This is a genomic window from Luteitalea sp., assembly GCA_009377605.1.
GTDB lineage: Bacteria > Acidobacteriota > Vicinamibacteria > Vicinamibacterales > Vicinamibacteraceae > WHTT01.
In genome coordinates, this window is sequence record WHTT01000187.1 from 1 (window position 1) to 2,042 (window position 2,042).

Consider the following 2,042-nt stretch of genomic DNA (forward strand, 5'->3'; position numbering starts at 1 on the left):
AGCGTCCGTGTCCACCTGAGTCACGCGGCTGCCGGTCCATTCGCCGCCGATGCGGCGATTCCCAGCGAACGACGTCGTCGTTGGCGGAATCACGGCCGTATGCGCCTCCGCGTTGAACCGAGCAAGCATTGGTCCCCCCCGAGGTTAGCGGTGTGTAGGGCTTGGCGTCCGGCCGCGAGCCCGGCTCGCGAGCAAAAGCGCCCCCGCGGACGCGGAGAAAACCGAGTAGTCCAGCGGGGACTTGATGCCGTCGAACACGGCCATCTCGGTGCCGAACACGGCCAGCAGGATCGCGGCGCCTAACGCTGTCCAGTAGCGGAGCAGACCGGCGATGAGCGCCACGCCCAGCGTGATCTCCGCAATCGTCGCCCCCCAGGCGAGGAAGGGTATCGTCCACGCCGGCATGAACGCGTTCAGCGCGGCCGTGCGGTCCAGGAATCGGTCGAACGCGACCGTCCACGGCGTCCAGCTCCACAACCCGAACCGCCCCGCGACAGCAGAGAGAAACGCTGCGCCGAGCGCGATGCGCAGAGCGCGCTGAGCCCATCGATCGAACGCCTCGTCGGACATCATCTGGCAGGCTCCTTGGGAAGCGGCCGCGACCGAGGCCCGTCGATATCGCATACGAACACGGCGAGGAAGCGCGCCGGCGCCGTGCGGCTGGCGTTGGCCGAGACGAGATGCGCCTGGTTGGGCGCTTCGTGGAAGGTCTCGCCGGCTGAGTACGTCACCTCTGGGCCGTCGCCGACCTTCATGCGGACGGCGCCCTCGAGGACATAGCCAAGCACGGGGCACGGATGCGTGTGTGGCTTGGACGCTTCGCCCGGGCCAAAAACGACTTCAACCATTGTCGACTTCAACCGGTCTCCGGCCATCCGGGGTAACGCGTGGACGGCGAGAACCCTCGACGCACCCAGAACTTGACTCGTTGAGTCAGTTTCGGTGCGTCGAGTGAGCGTCGGGGAGCGCGGCCAGAGGCCGCGGTCCGCAAGAGCGCGGGAACGGTCGCGCGGCGCCGTGGTGGCTGGCGCCGTGGTGGCTGGCGCCGTGGTGGCTGGCGCTGTGGGCATCGCTGCGATGACGGCCGTTGCCAGGGCAACGACGAGTCGGCGTGTCAGGAGACGTGTTGGTGGTGAATCCGGCATACAGATACACGCTACGCCTGACGATGGACTGCTCAAAGAGCCAATGTTGACTCTGTCGACTGGGCCAATCATGATGCACGCATGGACCTGCACCTGCGGCTCGATCCCGGCGCGCCGCTCTCGACGCAGATCTATCGACAACTGCTCGCCGCGGTGCTCGACGGTGTCCTCGGCGATGGAGACCGCCTGCCGCCGACGCGCGAGCTGGCGACCCGCCTCGGCGTCTCGCGCAACACGGTCGGCGCGGCCTACGAGCTCCTGATGGCAGACGACCTGCTGGACGGGAAGGTTGGCGCCGGGACGTTCGTCCGGAGCGGCACCCTCGTGACCGCGTCGCGCCGTGCACCCGCCGGGGCGGTGCTGCCGCGAGCGGTGTGGCGCGGACGCGAGAGCCACGACCTCCGCCGTTCGCCGGTCACGTTCGACTTCGGGGTCGGTACCCCCGACGTCACGTTGTTCCCGGGGCGTCTGTGGGCCCGGCTGGTGGCGCGCGTCGCCCGGACCGCAGGAATCGACCACAGGGACTACGGCGATCCCAGGGGGTCAGAGGGGCTGCGGCGCGCCATCGCGCGCCACATCGCCATCGCCAGAGGTGTGAACGCCGAGGCCGGGGACGTGCTGGTCACGCAGGGTGCCCAGCAGGCCTTCGACCTCATCGGCCGCGTGCTGATCGCGCCCGGATCGTGCGTGGCGATGGAGGAGCCTGGGTACCGGCGCGTGCGTGCGCTCTACGAGTCAGTCGGCGCGAAGGTGGTCGGCATTCCCGTGGACGGCGAGGGCCTACGGGTTGACGCCATTCCGTCCGCCGCGAGGATCGTGTACGTCACCCCGTCGCACCAGTTTCCGCTGGGCATGCCGATGTCCCTCGAGCGCCGGGTGATGCTGCTTGGCTGGGCC

General features: G+C 69.0%; 2 protein-coding genes and 1 pseudogene (1 of these 3 running past the window's edge). 1 reads left to right on the forward strand and 2 read right to left on the reverse strand.

The genetic code is table 11. From position 1 onward, the window contains the following. Positions 1-144: 144 nt before the first annotated feature. Together GEV06_28295 and GEV06_28300 are read right to left on the reverse strand one after the other, a co-directional pair. Positions 145-570: a hypothetical protein gene (locus GEV06_28295; GenBank protein MPZ21754.1), complete on the reverse strand. Its 426-nt coding sequence runs from the start codon at positions 568-570 to the stop codon at positions 145-147. Beyond that, positions 570-1,217: a cupin domain-containing protein gene (locus GEV06_28300; GenBank protein ID MPZ21755.1), complete on the reverse strand. Its 648-nt coding sequence runs from the start codon at positions 1,215-1,217 to the stop codon at positions 570-572. Before GEV06_28300 ends, GEV06_28295 begins: the two co-directional genes overlap by 1 nt. A gap of 9 nt (positions 1,218-1,226) precedes the next feature. On the opposite strand from GEV06_28300, the pseudogene GEV06_28305 reads away from it, so the two are divergent. Beyond that, positions 1,227-2,042: pseudogene (locus tag GEV06_28305) on the forward strand (aminotransferase class I/II-fold pyridoxal phosphate-dependent enzyme); it runs 701 nt beyond the window's last position.

Excerpts from the sequence above, each read along its gene's own strand:
- GEV06_28300 (MPZ21755.1), bottom strand. The coding sequence starts at position 1,217 with ATGATTGGCCCAGTCGACAGAGTCAACATTGGCTCTTTGAGCAGTCCA.
- GEV06_28295 (MPZ21754.1), bottom strand. The coding sequence starts at position 570 with ATGTCCGACGAGGCGTTCGATCGATGGGCTCAGCGCGCTCTGCGCATC.